Origin of the sequence: Sphingobacterium sp. WOUb80 (assembly GCF_050058145.1) — a bacterium.
In the GTDB taxonomy this organism is placed as follows: Bacteria; Bacteroidota; Bacteroidia; order Sphingobacteriales; family Sphingobacteriaceae; genus Sphingobacterium.
Genome location: NZ_CP165617.1, coordinates 2562008 through 2582624 on the forward strand (window position 1 = coordinate 2562008; position 20617 = coordinate 2582624).

General features: G+C 36.9%; 25 protein-coding genes. 10 read left to right on the top strand and 15 right to left on the bottom strand.

What is annotated here, in order from left to right; all coding sequences use genetic code 11:
- Positions 1-88: 88 nt before the first annotated feature.
- From AB1Z56_RS10755 to AB1Z56_RS10765, 3 genes are read right to left on the bottom strand one after another with little or no spacing between them, the layout of a single operon-like run.
- Complete coding sequence (locus AB1Z56_RS10755; RefSeq protein ID WP_309364007.1) at positions 89-166, bottom strand: potassium-transporting ATPase subunit F; 78 nt, start codon at positions 164-166, stop codon at positions 89-91.
- Positions 167-544 carry a DUF7674 family protein gene (locus AB1Z56_RS10760; RefSeq protein ID WP_293906425.1) on the bottom strand — a complete coding sequence of 126 codons (378 nt, stop codon included), beginning with the start codon at positions 542-544 and terminating at the stop codon, positions 167-169.
- 27 nt (positions 545-571) lie between these two features.
- Positions 572-694: a hypothetical protein gene (locus tag AB1Z56_RS10765; protein WP_426792025.1), complete on the bottom strand. Its 123-nt coding sequence runs from the start codon at positions 692-694 to the stop codon at positions 572-574.
- 568 nt (positions 695-1262) lie between these two features.
- Here AB1Z56_RS10765 and AB1Z56_RS10770 point away from each other — a divergent pair.
- The 3 genes from AB1Z56_RS10770 to AB1Z56_RS10780 all read left to right on the top strand — a co-directional run bounded on the left by AB1Z56_RS10770 (position 1263) and on the right by AB1Z56_RS10780 (position 3460).
- Positions 1263-1994, top strand: a complete 732-nt coding sequence (locus AB1Z56_RS10770; protein WP_426792026.1) for a 3-keto-disaccharide hydrolase — start codon at positions 1263-1265, stop codon at positions 1992-1994.
- A 398-nt stretch (positions 1995-2392) separates the two neighbouring features.
- On the top strand, positions 2393-2953 hold the full coding sequence (locus AB1Z56_RS10775) for a hypothetical protein (protein WP_426792027.1): 561 nt from the start codon (positions 2393-2395) through the stop codon (positions 2951-2953).
- Between the two features lie 48 nt (positions 2954-3001).
- Complete coding sequence (locus AB1Z56_RS10780) at positions 3002-3460, top strand: hypothetical protein (protein ID WP_313264998.1); 459 nt, start codon at positions 3002-3004, stop codon at positions 3458-3460.
- A 73-nt stretch (positions 3461-3533) separates the two neighbouring features.
- Here AB1Z56_RS10780 and AB1Z56_RS10785 read toward each other — a convergent pair whose 3' ends face one another.
- The 4 genes from AB1Z56_RS10785 to AB1Z56_RS10800 form a co-directional block, all read right to left on the bottom strand.
- Positions 3534-4004 (bottom strand): hypothetical protein, encoded by a 471-nt coding sequence (locus AB1Z56_RS10785; RefSeq protein WP_309363754.1) that lies wholly within the window; start codon positions 4002-4004, stop codon positions 3534-3536.
- 160 nt (positions 4005-4164) lie between these two features.
- Positions 4165-4482 carry a DMT family transporter gene (locus tag AB1Z56_RS10790; RefSeq protein ID WP_313264995.1) on the bottom strand — a complete coding sequence of 106 codons (318 nt, stop codon included), beginning with the start codon at positions 4480-4482 and terminating at the stop codon, positions 4165-4167.
- A 78-nt stretch (positions 4483-4560) separates the two neighbouring features.
- Entirely contained in the window at positions 4561-5118 is a 558-nt protein-coding gene (locus AB1Z56_RS10795; RefSeq protein ID WP_309363750.1) for a Crp/Fnr family transcriptional regulator, read from the bottom strand.
- Between the two features lie 17 nt (positions 5119-5135).
- The gene (locus AB1Z56_RS10800) at positions 5136-5678 is read right to left on the bottom strand and encodes a DUF4269 domain-containing protein (RefSeq protein WP_426792028.1); all 543 of its coding nucleotides are present in this window, start codon (positions 5676-5678) and stop codon (positions 5136-5138) included.
- Between the two features lie 173 nt (positions 5679-5851).
- Here AB1Z56_RS10800 and AB1Z56_RS10805 point away from each other — a divergent pair, with 173 nt between their 5' ends.
- The gene (locus AB1Z56_RS10805) at positions 5852-6220 is read left to right on the top strand and encodes a DUF1801 domain-containing protein (protein WP_426792029.1); all 369 of its coding nucleotides are present in this window, start codon (positions 5852-5854) and stop codon (positions 6218-6220) included.
- Positions 6221-6265: 45 nt separating this feature from the next.
- Here AB1Z56_RS10805 and AB1Z56_RS10810 read toward each other — a convergent pair whose 3' ends face one another.
- The 3 genes from AB1Z56_RS10810 to AB1Z56_RS10820 are packed head-to-tail and all read right to left on the bottom strand — an operon-like array spanning position 6266 to position 9729.
- A complete protein-coding gene (locus AB1Z56_RS10810; RefSeq protein ID WP_426792030.1) occupies positions 6266-7420 on the bottom strand; it encodes a S41 family peptidase in 1155 nt (384 codons plus the stop codon).
- Positions 7417-8136 carry an outer membrane beta-barrel protein gene (locus AB1Z56_RS10815; protein ID WP_426792031.1) on the bottom strand — a complete coding sequence of 240 codons (720 nt, stop codon included), beginning with the start codon at positions 8134-8136 and terminating at the stop codon, positions 7417-7419. Before AB1Z56_RS10815 ends, AB1Z56_RS10810 begins: the two co-directional genes overlap by 4 nt.
- Before the next feature lie 45 nt (positions 8137-8181).
- Positions 8182-9729, bottom strand: coding sequence for a hypothetical protein (locus AB1Z56_RS10820; RefSeq protein WP_426792032.1), 1548 nt, complete (start codon positions 9727-9729; stop codon positions 8182-8184).
- Between the two features lie 285 nt (positions 9730-10014).
- On the opposite strand from AB1Z56_RS10820, the gene AB1Z56_RS10825 reads away from it, so the two are divergent.
- Positions 10015-10656 (top strand): hypothetical protein, encoded by a 642-nt coding sequence (locus tag AB1Z56_RS10825; RefSeq protein ID WP_426792033.1) that lies wholly within the window; start codon positions 10015-10017, stop codon positions 10654-10656.
- Between the two features lie 132 nt (positions 10657-10788).
- Positions 10789-11733: an MBL fold metallo-hydrolase gene (locus AB1Z56_RS10830; RefSeq protein WP_426792034.1), complete on the top strand. Its 945-nt coding sequence runs from the start codon at positions 10789-10791 to the stop codon at positions 11731-11733.
- Between the two features lie 48 nt (positions 11734-11781).
- Here AB1Z56_RS10830 and AB1Z56_RS10835 read toward each other — a convergent pair whose 3' ends face one another.
- Complete coding sequence (locus AB1Z56_RS10835; RefSeq protein WP_309363739.1) at positions 11782-12381, bottom strand: nitroreductase family protein; 600 nt, start codon at positions 12379-12381, stop codon at positions 11782-11784.
- Between the two features lie 142 nt (positions 12382-12523).
- On the opposite strand from AB1Z56_RS10835, the gene AB1Z56_RS10840 reads away from it, so the two are divergent.
- The 3 genes from AB1Z56_RS10840 (at position 12524) to AB1Z56_RS10850 (ending at position 14570) form a co-directional block, all read left to right on the top strand.
- On the top strand, positions 12524-12820 hold the full coding sequence (locus AB1Z56_RS10840) for a winged helix-turn-helix transcriptional regulator (RefSeq protein ID WP_343557894.1): 297 nt from the start codon (positions 12524-12526) through the stop codon (positions 12818-12820).
- Between the two features lie 21 nt (positions 12821-12841).
- Positions 12842-13411, top strand: a complete 570-nt coding sequence (locus AB1Z56_RS10845; protein WP_309363737.1) for a Crp/Fnr family transcriptional regulator — start codon at positions 12842-12844, stop codon at positions 13409-13411.
- Between the two features lie 73 nt (positions 13412-13484).
- On the top strand, positions 13485-14570 hold the full coding sequence (locus AB1Z56_RS10850) for a DUF418 domain-containing protein (protein ID WP_426792035.1): 1086 nt from the start codon (positions 13485-13487) through the stop codon (positions 14568-14570).
- 108 nt (positions 14571-14678) lie between these two features.
- Here AB1Z56_RS10850 and AB1Z56_RS10855 read toward each other — a convergent pair whose 3' ends face one another.
- Positions 14679-15587, bottom strand: coding sequence for an NAD(P)/FAD-dependent oxidoreductase (locus AB1Z56_RS10855; RefSeq protein WP_426792036.1), 909 nt, complete (start codon positions 15585-15587; stop codon positions 14679-14681).
- Between the two features lie 10 nt (positions 15588-15597).
- Positions 15598-16206 (bottom strand): class I SAM-dependent methyltransferase, encoded by a 609-nt coding sequence (locus AB1Z56_RS10860; protein WP_426792037.1) that lies wholly within the window; start codon positions 16204-16206, stop codon positions 15598-15600.
- Positions 16207-16476: 270 nt separating this feature from the next.
- Between AB1Z56_RS10860 and AB1Z56_RS10865 the strand changes: the two genes are divergently transcribed.
- A complete protein-coding gene (locus tag AB1Z56_RS10865; protein ID WP_309363730.1) occupies positions 16477-17139 on the top strand; it encodes a DUF1349 domain-containing protein in 663 nt (220 codons plus the stop codon).
- 44 nt (positions 17140-17183) lie between these two features.
- Here the strand turns inward: AB1Z56_RS10865 and AB1Z56_RS10870 are convergent, their stop codons facing one another.
- On the bottom strand, positions 17184-17969 hold the full coding sequence (locus AB1Z56_RS10870; protein ID WP_309363728.1) for a response regulator transcription factor: 786 nt from the start codon (positions 17967-17969) through the stop codon (positions 17184-17186).
- A 30-nt stretch (positions 17970-17999) separates the two neighbouring features.
- Complete coding sequence (locus tag AB1Z56_RS10875; protein WP_426792038.1) at positions 18000-20555, bottom strand: BamA/TamA family outer membrane protein; 2556 nt, start codon at positions 20553-20555, stop codon at positions 18000-18002.
- Positions 20556-20617: the final 62 nt, after the last annotated feature.

Below are 20617 nucleotides of genomic sequence, written 5' to 3' on the forward strand. Positions count from 1 at the left end.
TAACTAACCTCAAGCCCCTTTTTCCCATTTCATCGCAGGCTGCAGTGGCATTAGTATACGTGACGATGTAGTATGAGCAATCTCGTTATTAGAATTTTTCAGGCTTTAGAAGTACATAACAGATATATCCAAAAACCAGTAGTGCTATAATAAATAAAGCTGTCATTTACTTTGATATTAATAGATTATGTATTTGTTGTCCTTTACGGATCTCTAAAAAAGGCACGGGCAACCGAGCTTCGATTACTGTCCAGGTATGAACGGTACTGATGCGCTGAAGACCGCCTAAGGATCTTACAAAGAGGTTTTCCAAAATATATTTGACATAGTGGTTTCCACGGCCATAAATCGTTCCGAGAAACTCGATATGCTGACAGATTTTGTCTATGTTGCGTTCTGTACTCAAGTGTCGAAGATGATTGATAACAGCCTGCAGGGCACCTGCAAAATTGTGCTTCCGAAGCAAGAAATTAATCTCTGTTCGGATTTCCCTATAATGAAGGGCCATATACAAACCTGCCCTGTATTGATTTAATTTTTTCATGTTATGAATAGAACTATACTTCAAAATCTAACCGACATAGAGCTGAAAAATCATCGCGATAATCAACACCACTAATATGACCTTCGCTATGCGGTCTCCCAATATATTGTGAGGGGAACCTGTGCCCTTATTTTCTTGCTTCTCTTTCATGTTATCTTTTTTATATTTTCTCAAAAAAATCCACCATTTTATAGAATAACCAGAAACAAAAAATTCCAGTTATGAGGAGTATGATTGTCATTACCATTGTTAAATTTTATTAGCGATTCGCGATTTCTTTTTTTAAATTTCCATTAGATACTAGTAGCTGTGACGATCGCGCCTTTGGAGGGCTCTTACCACATACTTTTCTTTTTCGTGCTGTTTCCATATTTATTGTCATTTGTCCCAATAGGCCAAACCCTGTTCCACTATGTTAAAAAACAACATATAACACTACTAATCAGCTTAATAAAAATATTAACAGTAAAACAAAATTGGCTAACCCTATCATTTTGATAAGGTTCTTTTATCAAAATGAGAATGAGTATTCGGAATAACCCAGGCGAAAGTTTATGGAAAGATTCGGGAATGGAAATGAAAATATGGAAGCCTGAGAAGGGCCACAATGAGGAGCTTTGTGTAACAAATTTGCAAAGAAGCGTAAAATTGTCGCCAAAAGTTCACATTAAAAATTATTTTAGGGATACCCTAAGAGACACTTATACAAAATTAAACAATGATAAACTTAAACCTTTTCAAAAAAATTATCTTCTCAGTCTGTATGGGCTGTGTTTTACTCTCCTGTCAAAATGAAAAAAGCAGCCCCAATACATTGACGGAAGAGGAGCAAAGTAACGGCTGGCAACTTTTATTCGATGGCTCAACGCTCAATAATTGGCATACCTACAACAATAGTAAAAATGCACCGACAGCCTGGGTTGTTAAAAATGGAACTATTTATTGCGATCCAAACAACGAAAGCCAGAAATATGATTTAGTATCGGACAAAGATTACAAAAATTACGAGTTCAAATTTGAATGGAAGCTTGAAAAAGAGGGGAATAGCGGTGTTTTTGTCAATGTACAGGAAAAACCGACTATTGATGCGACCTACCATTCAGGACCTGAATACCAATTGTTAGCCGATTCCCATCCTGATTTCGATAAGCCCTTAAAGCGTTCGGGCTGTCTTTATACATTTCTACCGCAGCAAAACTTTGTCAATGTGAAGGCGCAAGACGATTGGAATGAATCAAGTATCATTCAGAAGGATGGAAAAGTTACGTTTTACCTCAATGGTAAAATCACCGCTGAAATGGATTTTAATTCAAATAAATGGAAAGATTTAGTAAAACATAGTAATTTCAAAGACTATCCGGAGTTTGGTCAGCATGTTAGCGGAAAACTAGCGCTGCAGGATTGGTCAAGAGGTGTCTCGTTTAGAAATCTAAAAATAAAACCATTATAGTTAAAAAAGTCCTTAGCGTGTGCTAAGGACTTTTTTAATACTGACCTTGTTCCCGTCCTTCCAAAACGACTCTCCTATCATATTTTCTTCATTTTTTCAGGTCTCAACTCTTACCCCTCCCCCCGTCCCCTATTGCGCTAAGAGTTAACAAGCTTATATCTACTTCCAAAACGTGGGATCCCCAATGATCTCGTTCACACATTATTGAAGATAACTCAATTGTAAGAAAGTCAACACGTAAAAAAAACATAAAAGTTCACCCATACATATAAAAGAATTTAAAATCAAAATATCATCAAAAAATAAAATAAAATACTATATAAAATAAATTGTAGCGAATTAAATTTCAAAAACGTTAGATAAAAAGAGTCAAATAAAATCATGCCGCAACAATATTAATGAAGAAAATTATATTCATCTTACTTGCCGGCCTGCTATCGCTGAAAGGTTACGGTCAAGAAAACATGCCGAGAAAATCTGAAATTCGAGTGGGTTATGGACTTGTTCCCGTCCAGGAAATCGGTACAATGCTCGGCGACGGAATTTTTATGGGGCTACTTGGAAGAGAAGTGGAACATTCCAGTGGCACTGGCACATTTACCATGGGGTATTCACTAAATTTAAACAAAAGGCTGTCTGTAGGTGTTGATGGATTTTATGGCAAAAATACCGTTTCTTACAAAGATGATCTCGGGGATTCAAAATGGAGCGTCTATGGGGGACTTGTAAACATGCAATATAGCTATCTGAATAAAACCAAACTTAACCTGTATGGAAAAGGGGGATTGGGTTACGCAAGATATAATAATAGACAAAAAGAAAATAAAGAGAACTTCGGTGCCCTATCCTATCAATTTACCCCTATCGCTATTCGTTATGGCAATAAAGTAGGTATTTATGGTGAATTTGGATTCGGTTACCTGGGCATCGCAAATGTGGGTATATCTTTCAAGCTATAGATCATCGACAATTAAATAACAGCTTTTAAAATACAGATAAAAATCATTATGTTAAAACTTACGATACCATTACTTGCTGCCGCAGTCGCAGCCAGCAGTTGCTCGACAACATTAAATAAGGAAAAAATGAATGCAAAATCTGACGGATTGTCTGTAAAAATCCAATCGGCAAATACCATTGCTATTAAAAATCCATCCGGAAAGATTCGCGTTTATGCGGTTTCGGCCCAAATAGCAGATGTTCCCGCTACAGTAGTTCTGGAAAAGAATTTTACAGCCAGACAAATACCCTTTGATCTCAAACTTGACTTACCTAAAAATCACCGTAAACTGATCTGGCCTAAAGTCAGCAATGCCGAACCCATAAAATACTATGTCGCATTAGATTGGGATTCCAACGGAGACGGCGAAAAAGGCAATGGAGATATTTCGATTGACTTCAACAAAAAGTTTCCTACAGTGCTTTTAGGACAAGAAAATGAAATTTTTGTTTTAGAATCCAAATAATAAAAATTCCCCACGACTTATCTGTTTTTCCAAAAGATAAATCGTGGGGAACAATACATCGATGGGATGTAAACTATCTCCATTCGATCCTTGTGTCTATCCAAAAACAATCTCTATCCCGTCGAAATAATTCCTCCGGCCTTTGATGATTGTAGATAAGTTCTTCCAACGCATTAAAATTATAACGAAACATATCTTCATCTTTCGATTGAATGGGACGGAGAATTGAATCTTCGTCATCAATAAAAATGTCAGATTCAAAAATATTGATTTGATGCGTACTCACCCAAGCAATTGCCATCTCTTTGCTCATCCGCTCCAAAGCTTTTGTTGCTTCCTGGTATTGTTTCATTTCCCAAGGAAGATCTTCGGGATAATGCGAAGCAATATAGTCTTGGTAGGCTTTTATATTACCTTCGCGGAGACATTCGTTGCGAAGCAATAATCTTGTTGTATCACGAGCAAAGCTAATATACTCCGGCCGCATAAATAAGCCGTACCTTTTACTATACAATTCTATTTTTTCCGCTAGTTCTTGCCTCATAATTTAATCATCCAGCAAAAATCATCCCAACCTACTCTTTTATAAGGAGTTTTGGCTAAAAAAAGAGATTTTAGATTTTCACAAATAATTAACTTATGCAAATTGAACTTAGATTGTTGTTTTTCTGTCGATCATAATATAAATATCAAGTCCAATGATTTTAAAATATTTTTAAGCCGACAATTCCTGCAACAATCAATGTTGCCGAAAGAAGTCTAAACACATTGGCTGAATCTCCGAAAAAAAAGATTCCAACCAGTAATGTTCCGACGGCTCCCAAGCCTGTCCATACGGCATAAGCTGTGCCGATAGGAATCGCTTTTTGTGCATAAAACAATAGTCCACCACTAATACTCATGGAGACAATAGCCAATATGATCCAACCAAATTTATTTGAGTCTGGCTGTTGAGCCATTTTTAAACCGAGTGGCCATCCAATTTCAAAAATGCCAGCGACAATCAATGCAATCCAATTCATTTTCAATAGTTTAAATTTCTAAAACAAAGATAATCGCTATTCGAAAGGCTTTTTTTGACTTATATCAAAATCGTATGCTTATCGCCTTATACGGCTAAGTGTTTCTTGTGTAATACCTAAATAAGATGCAATGTGACCAAGATTAATTCGATTTATTAAATTGGGTTGCAGGCGTATGAGAGACTGATAACGCTCCGCCGCTGATTCAGTATGCAATGACATAATCCGTTCTTCGAGAACAATGCAAACCTCTTCAGCAATTTTTCGTCCTATCAGATTTAGCTCAGGATAAATTCTATACAATTCATTCAAATCGTCTACAGAAATTGCATAGATCTCCGAGTCTTCCAGAAACTGGATATTTTCAAAGGAGGGTTTTTCCGTATATACAGGCAGGATTGATCCAAAAATCTGATTTTCCTCACCAAACCAACTGTTCATTTCGCGTCCATTTTTTAAGAAATAGGCACGGATCAATCCCGTACTCAAAACAAAATAGCTTGATAGATGCTGTCCCTCCCTCAAAAAATGCTCGCCCTTTTTCTTAAAAAAATAACGTGTTCTTTTTTCGACTTCCTCTGCTATCACTTCATTGAGATAACCATATTTTTTAAATTGTTGGATTAATGGATTCATGCTCTTATAAATTAAAATCAGTCATAGCTCATCGAATTATCTATATGATTATACAGGAGAAGTTCCGTATACGGATCGCCCTCAATTCCCAATAACCTGCAAAATGCCGGTTCAGTTTTTATCCCGCTTCTCTTCAACCCTCTGACCTGCTCAGCAAATTCTTCATCTCTTAGTTGTATAATTTCATATTCTTTAAGCATATGTAAATATCCATTCTGATTTTCAGTCGCTTTGTCGGTCGCATAGATTTCAAAAAGCCGCTCTTCAATCGAGAAACTGCATAGAATCACATTGCTTTCAGCCCGCTGCAGCTGAAAATGCGCATGCCGCGAAAAATTAAAGCACAGCATTCTTTCAAGAACATCATAATCTTGTACATATAGGATGATGTCAACGTCACTTCCAGCAACATCGATCTGGATCGGAATCGTTCCAACTACGATGGGATCATAATCTTTAAGGCAATCAACAATTTGATAATCATGCAGTAATCGATAAGTTTTTCTCTGAACTTCATTTCCAGTCTTCAAATAGTCTATATTTTTAAAATTAACAGTCATAAACCAAGATGTAATTCGTTCCCTCTAAACAATTTGAATATACTAAACAACAAAGAAAACTGTAAACATCTGCTATAAAAAAGCGATAAGTACGTATCTTTATTAACACGAATGAGTTCCTTAGAAATAATTCCCTCAAAAAAGACAAAAAAATCATATAACAGCTAATTGATATGCAGGAAATCCAAGATTTCTATCTGAACCAGAAAGAACCCAATAAAAGCTGTCTTTTGGCATTAAGACATATCATCCTTCAGCAGGATCCAGATGTGAGTGAAACCATGAAATATGGCATGCCCTGTTTTTGCTATCGAACGAAAGTATTCTGTTACCTCTGGACAGACAAACGAACCACTTTTCCCTACCTGCTGATGGTTGAAGGAAAATATTTGGACCAGGTTCAGCTGGAAGCAGGGCAACGTCTTCGAATGAAAACATTACCTATTCATCCACATGAAGACCTCCCGATAAATGCGATTGAAGATATTTTAATTGCTTCGATTAGTCTATATAGAAACTCAATAGCAAGAAGCAAAAAATAGGTTTAATTAAACCTAGATCTAAAAACATTACATTTTTAAACTAGATTATCTATCTAAAACGGAAATAGCATACTCTAATTGTATATCGATATTGTCTGTAATTTTTTCAAGACTAAAAGGGATTGACACATCGGGAGGAAACCCCACACCTTCGAATATGCGTCCATCAATATATTTGAACGCTGCCGAAGAAGTATAAACAGTTAAATAGCCAGGCACTTTAAATGTTCCTGCTTGAAACAGATTAGTTGCACCAATAGGTCCAGTCGCGCCCCAGCTGGTCTCACCAATTATCTTTACATTAGGCAAAAGACGCAGAGACATCATTATTAATTCTGCGGTAGAAACTGTAAATCTATCTGCTAGTATAACGATTGGAATTAATTTACGTTTTTCTTTTTTTCCGGGAGATAAGACAGCTTTAATCCAAGGGCTATAATCCAGCATCTCATTACTCCTTTTATATTTGCTAAAACCAATAGTCATTTCAGACTGAACAAAATAATTTAAAAAAAAATTTAAATCAGCCAAATCTCCCCCAAAATTGTATCGTAAGTCAATAATCAGCCCCTTATATTGATTCCGATAGATTCTTTCGAAGAACTTATCTAAAATAAGTTTTACATTTCCTTCTGAGTTTGAGTAAAAGGATCTTTCTAATGAAAATTGATTACAGTGAAAATATATAATGCTTTTATCAATAGTTGCTAATACAACCTCTTGTGATTGGTTATTGATTTTTGTTAATTCGTCTATACCATGTAAATAGTCTGCATCAAAATACTTTTTATCTAATGTTGAATAGTCAAATGGCGATCTAAAGTCGCTTGCCTTTGCCTTTCTATCTGAAGCAGGAAATATAATTGCTCCTCCAAGAATACTATCTTCGAACACAATTTGGAAATGGGAATCTATCAACCCTTTAGTTATTTCTCTAAAATAATCTGCAGATAGAGACCTATCATCTGCGTGGTTTATATTTAGATTTCGAAATAGTGGTTTATATTTATTATAAACCATATTCCAATTTGTTGTATCAATATCCCAATAGATATAATGTGTCCGCGTTCCACACCAAAAAGCTTCAAAAATTTCGTCAAAATTTCTTGGTTGTTTTACTACATTAAGATTATCATTATATTCGGAAGTTTTGCATCCAATTAAGCCTATTAAAAATAAAAAACAGTTAAAAATTTTCATTTATTATTTATAAAACATTTTACACCGAAAGAAGTTACTAATGTCTTATTGACTTTTCTTTTTTGATTTAATAAGGTTCCTGTTTCTTGTCCTGTCAGGGAACCCAAATATTCAACACCTAATCCTATCCTCATATTTCTACATACAAAAAATCCAATACCAGTACCAAGTACCATTCCAAATTCGGACCTCCTGTCTTTCATCATATTAAACTGATATTTGTCCTGATAATTCACTAAACGATAGTATTCAATCTGATCTTCATTTTCTGATACGTCTATACTAAAAATATCAGGGACAATACCCGTGACATAACCATTTATCCAATACCCAATATATGCTCCTCCAGATAATAAAAAATAATATTTGTTTCCCAACGGAATATCAAATTGCATTTTTAAAGGTAATTGAAAATAATTATTACTAAATTTAGTCGCATATTCGTTATAAGGTTCCCTCCTAACTAAAGAGTATTTTTTTTGAATATACATCAAAGATAATGAAATGGAAATTTTTTCTTTCAAATACATTTCAGCATCAATGCTATACACAAGACCGTCTCCTGGTGCAACCTTCTTTATAAAATATTTATTAAAATTATTAATCATATAATTTCTAGAATATCCTGAGCTTAAACCCAAAAATATTTGCGATTTTGATGATGTCGCTACTAGAGTACCTAAAAAAATCAATAAAATATTTCTGGGTTTGCACATGAAATCTGAATAGAGAATATAACAGTATAACTAACTTTTTTATATCTACAAGCCCTGAGATGGTAAAAATGTTTTTACTAAAGTGGCTTTAGCCCCCCCATCATTTGGCACCACATCAAATGAAACTCGGACATATATAGGCGGTGGATATCCCGCTTTACCTAATCCGCTCATAACGTCGGCCCAATAACTAAATTTAGCTGGATTGCTCGCAGAAGGGTTACGATAAACTATATACCGCTGTTTTCCAACTTCTTCAACTCCACCTTGTCCTATACCAAATACATTCGTATAAAATTGATCACTATGTACTAATAAGTCAGTATTGATGTTTTTGATCGTAGCCCCTGTTGAAGTAGAATTAATTATTGCAGGATTCCAAGTTATATTAACAGCATCTGAATCAAACCAAACTTTTGCATCAGAATACGTTTCCATGCCCATACTTCCACTTCTTGGATCCTCTGATTCTATTGTTACAAAGTTTTGGTTGATTCGAACCGTAGGCTTACTATTTACATTAAACACTCCGAGCACTTGATTATATTTCGGAGAGGCACCATCACCAGTTTGACTATTATATTGTCCTGGCAATTTTAATTTCAGATCTTGGATAGTTCCATTGTTGACCATGGTACCGTCTAATTTAATATCTGTATTTAGAGTCAAGTTTAATGAAGTTCCTCCATTAGATCCACCTAGAATAGCATTCAAAAATCCTTTAACGACCCCAGAAGCAGCATTGTTAATTGCATTAGTATATGGACGACTTCCAATAAGCCCGTCAAAAGCCTCAACAAAATTAATCCCTCCAGTAAATGTTGTAACACCACCTATTAATAAAGACCCGAAGTTAATTCCTCCGCTTGGTGTTCCAGGAATAGACTTAACAGTACCAGTCTGCGTTCCGTTAATGGTAACACCTGTTACATTGCTCCATTGGGAAGTAAATTGTAGACCGTATCCTGGGAAAGATTTTGCTTGCTGACTTATTGTTGGATCATAGGCCATCTCATATTGAAACACTAGCCAAGTACCTCCAGCGGATGAAATTTGTTGATTTAAAACTTGTTGAAACTTCGGAAGATTATATGTCGGATCAATTTTCTCTTGTGTATTAAAGTTCAACATTGGAGAAGTTGCTCCTGCTCCATAAATCCCCAATCCATGAACAACATGAGAGGTTGCAATCGCACTAGCTGGTTGCCACACGTAGAATCTTAAAAGTCCTCTATATACATTATACAATGAAAAAAAGTATGTATAATTTGCATCATTTAGCACTGTAGATGGAGAGAAAGTATTATAAACAAGCTTCCATCCATCAGCTTTCTTATAATCACCAACCAAATTGGGGTCAATCGCTGTAGTACCAGAATTCCAGGGTAACGGTAAGGGATTCGTGCCACTGCTTGGCTTATAAGGCACATAGGTACCTGCTTCCCAATCGAAATCGTAAGCTGAAATTGGACCAGCTTTAGCTTTGTCATTCGTCGAAACAATTTGCGTATTCGACTTTTCTTTTTTACAACTAATGCATCCAAATAAAGTTAAAACAAACATCAACTTACAGTAAACATTAAAATTTTTCATAATTTAAATATTTAAGATTATATCTCAAAATAAATAATAATCACACGAAAAACGAAGAGACTAATATTAAAAAAATATTAAATTTAAATAAATTTATTTTACACATAAAAAAATAAAAACACCTTTGTAAATAGAAAACACCTCTAAAAAATGCTTCTTTCCAATTAATGAATTTTATTCTTATAAACCTTATCGAAAGAATTCAAAGGTGGATTTTTTGCCAATGTAGGTTATACCTATACGGACTCTAGATCGGTCAACGATGGCGGATCCATTGCGCAGTCGATGTGGCGTGATCGTTATGTATCTGGTAATCCAAATAGTGCTGATCTCTCCTATTCTACTTATTTGGTTAAAAATAGATTCATTGCCAATTTCTCTTACCGTAAAGAATACCTAGATCATTTGGGAACAACATTCTCTCTATTTTATCAACTACAGGATGGTCCACGTTATTCCTACACCTACGGCGGTGACTTAAATAATGATGGCTTGTCAGGTAATGATTTGATCTATATTCCGAACAGTAAAGACGAGATTGCCTTGGTCGGTGACAATGCACAAGACACCCGGTCTTCAGATCAATTATGGTCTCAGTTAAACGGCTATATTAATCAAGACAATTATCTCAATGCGCACAGAGGTCAGTACGCAAAACGTAATGCATTGGTAGGTAAAATGATTGGAACCCTAGATATTCGTATTGCTCAAGATGTATTCTTAAATACCGGCAGCAAGAAACATCAATTGCAGATTACCTTCGATATATTTAACTTCGGAAACATGATCAACAAAAGCTGGGGTGTAGCTCAAAGCAAATGGTATCTTAAATTACAAAGGATTAAATGCACAGGGACAACCAACATTCTCCTTCCCTTATTTAGATGCTACCAATCAGATTCCGCTCACCAACACATTCTCAAATAGTGTGGATGAAACCTCACGCTGGAGAATTCAATTGGGTGTACGCTATCGATTCAACCAATAAAACAAAAAATAACGTAAATTTGAACCCATCCTCAAACAAAGGATGGGTTTTTAGTTAAAGAGTATAAATAGATGAAAAAACTAGCACTTTCCCTATTCGCCATTTTTACTTACATCGCCTGTCAGGCCCAACATTTTGACCTCATTCCTTTGGGAATATATGGCGGTGAACAAGAAGACAATCTGTCTGCCTACTTAGTAGGAATTCCAAGCGATACGACTTTCCTATCCCTCGATGCAGGGACCATAAATACCGGAATAAGAAAAGCCATTCAACTAAAAAGCCTAAATGGGTCGGTCGAAACGGTTTTACGTAATCAAATAAAAGGATATTTTATCTCCCATGGTCATCTCGACCATCTATCTGGCCTTATTATCAACTCACCTGCTGACAGTAAAAAGAATATCTTCGCCATAGCTCCAGTACTTCAGATTCTACAAAACCATTACTTTATCACAGATACCTGGATAAATTTTGGCGATCAAGGGCAAAAACCCATACTTGGAAAATATCACTACACAACCCTACAAGAGGGTATCACGACATCGGTTCAAAATACGCCATTGTCTTTGACGGCATATGAACTTAGCCACGTAAATCCTTATAAAAGCAGTGCTGCACTCGTTCAGCATGATAATCACTATTTACTTTATCTCGGCGATACGGGAGCCGATCGGGTCGAAAAATCTAATCAGCTGGACAAGCTTTGGAGAAGTATTGCCCCTCTAATTAAGCAGAAACAATTAAACAGTATATTGATTGAAGTATCCTTTCCTAACAGTCAACCGGAAAATCTACTTTTTGGACATCTTACCCCTAATCTGTTGCTAGAGGAACTTCAAAATCTCAAAGAAAAAACAGGGCTGAAAAACCTCGAAGGGCTCACTATCGTTGTCACCCATCGAAAACCAACAGGTGATAATCCGAAGATTATCAAAAATGAATTATTAAAGAATAATCCGCTAAAAGTGAATTATATCTTCCCTGAGCAGGGGAAAAAAATAAACTTGAACTAGTAGTTTATCATAAAGATGAAACCTTAATCGGTTTCATCTTTTTAAGAACTATAACGCTTCGATTATATTTTCTATACTTAAACGCGATTTCGCTGTCATGGAAGGTTGATTGGTGTCATCAGCATCCCGATAACCAATGGCCACCGCAAATAGTGTCTGATAACCTTCAAGTTCCAGTATCTCATCATAAACCTCATTTTCAATTCCTTCCATAGGGGTCGCATCAATTCCATTCGCAGCACACGCTGCAAGGAAAAATCCCAAAGAAAGGTAGACTTGCTGCTTCATCCAGGATTTAACGTGCAACTCCCCTTTCGATCGTAAAAATTGCTTATAATAATTAATTGATCCCTCAGGAAGTGTATTTTCAATTTGAGTTTCAAACCGTTCGACATCGGTAAGGGCGCTAAAAACGACCAAATGACTAGCCTCATTTATTTTCTGTGCATTCCAGTAAGATGCTGCAGCAAGCCTCTGCTTCACCTCCCCCGCAGAAACAAAGAAAAATTTCCAAGGCTGACTATTGATAGAAGATGGACTCAGTCGGATTATTTCCTTTAATTCAGTAATCTTGTCGTCAGAAATGATCTCCACTGAATTATACTTTTTCGTTGTGTAACGTTGCTTTGCTGTTTCTAAAAAAGCCATAACATACAATATTTAATTAACTATATTTTTTATAGTTGCAAACTTAAATATAGTGTTATATATTTGCAATAACGGTCAAAATTGATAGTAACAGATGTATTTGATAGACAACAAACAATACCCCTGCAGTACAAGCCTGACAATGAAATACATAGGCGGAAAATGGAAAGCAGTTATCCTGATTCATTTAATTGAAAAAAAACGTTATAATGAATTAAGAAAAGAATGTGCATTAATTACCGAACGGACGTTGAGCTTACAATTAAAAGAACTTGAAGCAGATGGTTTGGTAAAACGGACAGTACATACGGACAAAGCGCCATTAAAAGTAGATTATGAACTTACCGCTTTCGGCAAAACACTTATTCCACTATTAGAATCTATTGCTGAATGGGGAAGAGAAACAGCTAGCCGGACGGAACGGATTCAGCACATGTAAGACAGAATCACTAAATTCTTGATGATGAAAAGGCATCTGAAAAAAATTAATGCTTTAATCGAAAACTTTGATGTGGAAACAGAGCTAGCATTACAATCCGTTTCTAAAACCAAAAAATATAAAAAAGGTGAATTTCTTTTATACCAGGGAGAAATCTGTAAATCCAGTTTCTGGATTGAGGAAGGTATCACCAGAAAATACTATATGAATGATAAAAAAGAAGTCACAACGGAACTACTTTTTAAGCACGATCTTGCCGTCGCATTCAGCAGCTATGTTTCGAATCAGCCGAGTCTAGAATTTATTCAGGCAATCACAGACGTCACAGTCTCCTGCATTGACAAAAACTCTTTTCGAAATATCAAAGAAAATCATCCCCATCTCATTCAGCTAGATCTTTTAATGACGGAGTACTATGCCATGTGGCTAGAAAAACGTTTATTTGAATTTCATACCCTAAATGCCATTGATAGGTATAAGCTCCTCCTGCTGGAACAGCCCGATTTCATACGTCATATCCCTCTTACCTATATCGCTTCTTACTTGGGAATTTCGCTGGAAACGTTAAGCAGAGTCCGCACAAAAATCTAATTATTTGACTTAAGTCAAATGCCAAATAAGTTCATCTTTCAAAATTTGCAATACATTTTGAAAATCAACTATCATGGCAGAAAAAATTAGATTTATAGGATTTGATATCCTAAGAGCTTACGCAATCTTCGGTATGTATATTGTCAATTTTAATCTCGTTTTTGGAGATCCACAGCATACCAGTTGGCTAGGTCAGTTTCTGAATCTCTTTAGTGGCAATTCGAGTACAATCTTTGTTATCCTGGCGGGTATGGGACTGACATTGACATCGGAGAAATCTATTTACACTTCTCAGCAAGAACAATTTAAGCAAAGAACTATCATACAGAAAAAAGCGGGTTTCTTATTTGTTCTCGGATTATTACTATCTACTTGGTGGCCAGCAGATATCCTTCACTTTTATGGCTTTTATATGTTTATCGCCTCTTTTTTTCTCTTCCTTGATAAAAAATATTACATGTATGGAGCAATTTTTTTCAGTATTGTTTTTCACCTCTTACTTATTTTAATTCCGTATGAAACTGGATGGAATTTTGATACGCTGACCTATGTAGACCATTGGACTTTAGTAGGGTTCATCAGAAACTCACTATATAATGGCTGGAATTCTGTTTTTCCGTGGATGTCTTATTTTATGATCGGTATGTACCTGGGCAAATTGGACTGGACCAAATTCTTTATCCAAAAGAAAGTGTTTCTGATAGGCCTGATATTATATCTGGCGGTACAACTTGCGCTGTGTATTCCCCAGGATGCCATTGGGATAGCAGCCTACACCTTTCTAAATGCCGATTATCTTCCTCCCGTACTTCCGTTTTTAATCAGTACAACAGGTTTCAGCCTCTTGCTTATTAGTGCTTTCATGTACATTAACCGATTTATAATTCCAAATACATTTGTAAACTGTCTGGCAAAGACTGGCCAAATGACATTGACGCATTATATATCCCACTTAACACTGGGCATTATATTATTTTCCTTTTTAGTCAACACCGAAGAGTCTATTCAAGCCCTGAAGCTGTCAGGATCCCTATCACCAGCGACGATACTTTTTCTTTCATCGGCTTATTTTATTGGTAGCTATTATTTCAGTAAGATTTGGACAAAAAAATTCAGGAATGGCCCATTTGAATTACTTTTAAGAAGGGCCTCAAATTAAGATAAAATCAAAGGCTGGAGTTTACCCATCAGGAAGTTCTTGTAAAATCCAACTTCCTGATGCACTATACTCCGTTAAACATCCTTTGGCCCAACATACAATTAGCCACTAAAAACGTTCGTCCACAAGTTCTTTATTAACCATAGCTCCGGCCAAATTTCCGGTAGCAACCGCATTTGAAACAGAACGCATCATACTGGAATTATCTCCACAGGCAAATACACCAGCAATTGTTGTTTTCTGAAAATTGTCTATCTTAATATGTCCCTGTTCTGTCAATTCACACCCTAGAGCCGCAGGAATTGCGGAATGTTGCCTAAAAGGAATAGCGGCATAGATTGCATCAAATGCAAGCTCACGGCCATCTTTCAATTGCAGCTGCTGAACCCAGCCATTCTTATGCTGGATCTTATCAATTTCACCTTCAATAAGGGCAATATCGTGTTGCTGGAGCTTAGTCCTTTGCTTGGAGTCAAAATCAGCTTTACCAGGTGTCAATAGCGTTAAGTCTGTCGAGAGATTGTTGACTAATCCCGCTAAATGGAGGGCTCTTTCCCCGTTAGCCATAATCGCTGTTTTTCCCCTTCTGAATTCATAACCATGACAATAAGGACAATGTATGACTGAAATACCCCAACAGGCCGAAAACCCCTGTATACTTGGCATAATATCTTCCACTCCAGTTGCAAAAATAAGTTTCTCTGCTTTAAAGATTTCCCCATTTTCAGTTGTTATCACAAAACCGTCCACTGTTTTCTCACCGCTGACAGCCATGCCCTTCTGAAACTTAACACTTGGGTAATTTAACACCTCCTCTTTCGCTTTTTTTGCAATAATCTGTGGCTTCTCCCCATCGTGAGTAATAAAGTTGTGTGAATATGGGGTCTGTCTATTACAGGGAAGCCCACTGTCAATAATTAAGACACTCCGCAATGAACGTCCCAATGCCATTGCCGCAGATAACCCTGCATAACTCCCCCCAATAATAATTACTTCATAGCTTCTATTGTCTTTCATATATGCTTTTTTAGTTGTTATTTCTCTTTTGACAAATGATTATATAAAATGGAAAATTCTCCTCGACTTCCCGGATCTCCAGCAGTCCATATTGATCAAATTCGGCATGAATAGAATCAAAATCATAAAAGAACATATTTACTCCTCCAAACATGGCAAACCGCTCGGCACCTATCTTCTCCCCCTTTCCGTAAATACTCGCTTGTTTAGAAACACTTGTAAAAATCATGTAACCTCCTTCAGCGAGTTGATCAAAACAATGCCGGACTAATGCTGCACGTTCATCATCATCCAATAGATGAATTAATACGTAACAAAAAATTCCGCCATAGCAGCCGGTGTCGAAAGGCATATCGTTGACTGATCCGTGATAGATAATCGTCTCTGTTTCAAAATATTTTCTGGCAAGTTCAATGGCAGTTTTTGAGATCTCAATTCCTGTAATTTTAAAACCATTGTCTAAAAAGATTCGACCATTTCGACCATAGCCAAAGCCTGGAATCAAAATGTCACTTATATTCCTTTCCAAAAAAAAATCCTTTGCAAAAACAGCAGATTGGGCAGCTTCAGTACCCCACATTTCTTGCTTCTCAACAAAGCTACGTTCCCAAAATTCCATGTTATAGATTCTTATTTTTTATTGAAACCTGAATATACTCCAGAAATAACAAGCGATTCTGCAATTCAAAGTCTACGTAGCGAAGATAATACTTTTACACTATTGCAACTATGTAGCAAAACCATTAAATGCAATTAAATTGCAAATAAATTACAATCGGATGAATTATTGAAATCATGGTTATTTATCAGTATTGAAAACCGGTTAGGTTCTTGAATATCTTTGCTCGGAACAAAAAATGCTTACTCCAACAATAAGAACAAGAAAAACATGAAAATCATAAAGACCATACTAACAGCCTCACTTCTTCCCTGGCTAACCATGCAGGCCTGTGCCCAAAAATTAGATAAAATGACATGGTTTAATGAACCTGCCGAATGGACCATCAAAGACAATTCTTTAACGATGTCTGTGACAGCAAAAAGTGACTACTGGCGTATATCCCACTATGGTTTTACCGTAGATGACGCTCCCTTTTTCTATACGCTGAGAGGCGGAGAATTTGAAGTTAAGGCTAAGATCTCAGCTAAATATAAAAACCGGTTTGATCAGGCAGGTCTCATGTTACGCATCGATCATGAAAATTATATAAAAGCAGGAATAGAATTTGTAGATGGAAAATACAATTTGAGTACCGTCGTTACACATAAAACGAGTGATTGGAGCATCATCCCCATCGAGAAAGAAATTCCATTCATCTGGATCAAAGCAATACGTAGGCTAGATGCTGTCGAATTCTTTTACTCATTTGATGACAAAGAGTATATCATGATGAGAAATGCCTGGTTGGCGGATAATCATCCGGTCATGGTTGGTGTAATGGCTGCTTCACCTGACGGCGACGGATTCCAAGCTAAATTTGATTCTTTTAATATCAAACATCTGGCGGATCAACGACGAACCAGATGGCTAAAAGAAAATAACTCGAACTAAAAAACGTTTCAGTCCGTCTAAGATTTTTTTAGACGGACATACTTTTAAATCGTTTCATTTTCTTCCTGAAACAGCTTATTAAAAACACTGACAGCCTCATGTGAATTCCGAACACGAAGCTTTTGCAAAATATTTTGACGATGACGATTGACTGTATTTATACTCAATCTCAATTTTACAGCAATACTTTTACTGATCATTCCAGCTTTGATACAGTTCAAGATCTCTTTCTCTCGCGCACTAAGCGAGGTTTTGAGTCCACCTTCATTCAGCGGATATACGGTGCCCGTTACCTGATTAAAAATATAATTTCTAACATTGACTGAACGTTCGGCTTCGGGCATGATGGAATAGCAACATAAGGCCAACTGTGGAAATTCTTTGCAGCCGGTATCTAGGTAAAAAATCTGATGTGACATAAGGATAGTCTGCCCCTCCTTTCCTTCTACCCGTAGGATACTGTTCGCTTGATAATGGAATCGGTCTTCAACATCCATATTTTTTACCAAATTGAGAAATTGAAGTTCCAATGCATGCTTAACAACCAAATCATCGGGATAAACACGTTCAAGAAGAAAATCTTCCCAAATACTATTTATTTCCAATTTCTTCTCATTGGAAGGAATATGAAGCTTTTCCGCAATTGCTCCAATATAGGTATAACTCCAGTTGGCCGTTAGATCACTCAGCACAGCTATACCATTATGAATTTCTGCGAAGACTTTCGCATAGCTTTTATATTTTTTTAATACAGATAAATCTACGTTGCTATTTCGTAATACCCGTTCTGCAAAACTTTTACTCAAATTTTTCTTGAGATCCTTCTCCATAATGATTCATTTCTAAAAATCACTAAACATCTAAAAAGAAAGTCCTACCCGAAGATAGGGCAATGTTGCTTCTTTACTGAAACCTATTACTCCCTGAATGGTTAAAAGATCTCCCGGCATAAAATAAATTCCACCACCATATCCCATATGCCAATCATTGGAGTTTTCACGACTCATCCATACACGACCAACATCGTAAAAACCAATTGCCCCTACTGTACCAGGAACTAAATAAGAAGAATAGCTAAATAATTTCAAACGCATATCAAAATTATTATAAAGTGCTGTTTTTCCAGTAAATCGTCTTGAGTTATATCCTCTTAAACTCATCTCACCACCAATTTGAGCATGTTGATAGAAATATGGATCTCCCCATACCGCATCCAGTCCTACACGATTCGCAAAAGTGATGCAATTGTCAGCAATTGTTTTGTAAAAACTCATCGCATGCTGTAGTTTTGTATAATTCCGCCCCTCGCCCCCAACTTCTGCATTCCAGCCCAATCTTGTGTGAAAATGAACTCCTGATTTGGGATTCGTGATATTATCACGCGTATCGTAATCTATTCCGGCAGCAACCCCAGTAAAAAAATTACTACCATAGATAGGCTCTGCAGGATATTTTTCATGGAACTCTTCAAAATATCGTCCAATATTATTTGACTCTCTACTATTATAATACTCGGATGAAGAACCATAGAAAAGTTTTAATTTAGGATCCAAATACTTCTCCAAAAAAATATCGCCAGAGACCAGGTCAAATCGATTGCGATAATAGGAGATATTTTTTGACTCCGACTTATCGAAAACAGTGCTGTTTCCATATCCGAAAAAGTTGCTCAGATTTTTGGGACCGAGGGAAGAAAAATGAATATAAAGATCATGCCCTGCAATAAGTTCCTTATAGTTTCCTTTATAATCAAACATAAATGACTCACGACCTGTTAGATAACTCGCCATAATCTGGTGTCGATAAGCATAAGGTTTTTTTCGGAAACCTTGATTTTCGATGAGATAACCCAGTCCAAAAATAAGTCCACGATCGACGCCATAGTCCAGATTAAAAACAACTCCTTTACGGTCATACACGAAATTATCGTATTCGAATTTATGGATTGCAGTATCGCTGCTCAGTTTTAAATGAATATTATCAGCAATTTGCATACTACTTGTTGATTGATCTTTGGAATCATAGATATAGACTTTGCTTCCGTTCGTAAACTTTTCAGTTGTACGATACAGATCCTCACCGTCTCCGCCAATGATACGAATCTTAATGGGCGACTTACCTGAACCATGGAACTTATACTCATCTCGGCCAGAGAGTCCATAGATCCTGACCTCTTTGGTCTGGCTTGGCAAAAAGGTACGTTCAAGCAATTTCCGTCCTTGAGTTCCATCCTTCTTTTTGTTGTGTATAGTGACAGATACTGATCCTTCCTTATTGTAATCGATGTCCACAAATTCAGATTTTGCAGATAGAGGCAACTCGACAACTCGCGCAAGAAAACGATAATATGTCAGTCCGGTTTCCATAAGCTCATCTCTTCTCGATCGAATATTTGTTTCCAGCTCTTTAGCACTCATTTTCACGATGGTATCTGGCATCGTTAACATCGCCTGATGAATCAGGGAATCGGTGAGTGTCTTCTGAACAAATTTTATTTCATCAATCCATTCGTCCTCGGTAAGATGAGTAAGAAAAAAATGATCGAAATTACTGGCATTAAAATTCCAGTGCGGCACATTACGTATATGCGGACTAAAGGGCTGTAAATGGGCCTTCAACCACTGGTAAGAAAGTAATGTCGGAAATACACCTGACGTTTTATAATAAACCTTATCCCTGTCCCGGGGCACGGGCGTATAAATCTTTTTGCCCTTTTCTTTTTCAGGATCCCAGCGCCAGTTATCCTGGTGGCGGTCCCAGTCTCCTAAGGTAAAATCAAGCATCCGTGCGCGCAGTGTCAATTTCTGATCAATCTGGGTATCATTATCTTCCAGCACCTTGCGTATCACCTTTGCACTGTTATCTGTTTTTTGATCTTCGAAAGGCGTACGCGCTTCAAACATATAAGCTCTATTTTTGAAGACCTCTCGATATTCACCGAACCTGGCGTCGTCCCCGACAAAAACTAATTCTGGGGATGCAGAAGGAATACCCAGAGCCTTGTTAAAAGGCGGAACGGTCAATGCCCCAAATGGATGATGTATTGAAATCTGATCTTGTACAATATCTTTCGCAAAGGTCTTTCGGAGACTTTCCGGAAGACTGCGCTCCGGATATTTTTGAATAGACCGCAGCACCCATTCCCTACCTGAAGAGTCTACCAATCGAAGTGACTGTGTTTGCATTCCCCCACCTAGCTTGACGATCTGAAGTCCGCCACGTTCAGTCGCGAGGTGCATTACACGCATTTTAACCGGAGTATTATATAACTTACGGTAACTATCTCCAAGCCAAAATCTATGGGCCAAGCTCACCCGATCGTATTCAGGTGCTATAAGCGTAGTGATACTATCGAGACGCTGCGCTTGTGAATTAACAACAAAGCAACAGGCGATTAAAGTAAAGATTCTTCTCATTCTATTTAAGTCGGTCATCCAGAACAGCAACAGTACATACTCACGCAAATGTTAATGCTCCT